This window comes from Corallococcus sp. CA041A (assembly GCF_003612075.1).
Taxonomy (GTDB): domain Bacteria; phylum Myxococcota; class Myxococcia; order Myxococcales; family Myxococcaceae; genus Corallococcus; species Corallococcus exiguus.
This window is the reverse complement of the sequence record NZ_RAWF01000675.1, coordinates 1-435: the sequence shown is the minus strand read 5'-3', so window position 1 is coordinate 435 and position 435 is coordinate 1. Positions and strand designations below refer to the sequence as shown.

Below are 435 nucleotides of genomic sequence, written 5' to 3'. Positions count from 1 at the left end.
ATTCCGTACGCGTTCCTTAACATGGCGATTCATATCATTTGTAACTTCTCTGTCGAAGGTGCAGTACGCAATGACGGTTGCCGCTGAATTCAAGATCGAATACCTGCAGTACCTGGATACGGACGGCAAACTCGTCCGCGATGACCTGCCCGCGTCGCTGCGCGACCCCCAGGTCCTGGTACCGCTGTTCAAGCAGATGCTGTTCGTACGTACGTTCGACAGCAAATCCATCGCACTGCAGCGCACCGGCAAGCTGGGCACCTATGCCGCCTGCCTGGGCCACGAAGCCGCGCACGTGGGTATCGGCGCGGCGATGCAGAAGGACGACGTGTTCGCGCCTTCATACCGCGAGTATGGCGCGATGTTCATGCGTGGCGTGCGCCCGCACGACGTGCTGATGTACTGGGGCGGCGACGAACGCGGCAACGATTACGG

1 protein-coding gene is annotated in these 435 nt (G+C 60.0%); it reads left to right on the top strand.

What is annotated here, in order from left to right:
- Window positions 1–70 precede the first annotated feature (70 nt).
- On the top strand, window positions 71–435 hold a 365-nt coding region (locus D7V77_RS42680), incomplete at its 3' end, for a thiamine pyrophosphate-dependent enzyme (RefSeq protein WP_233597588.1).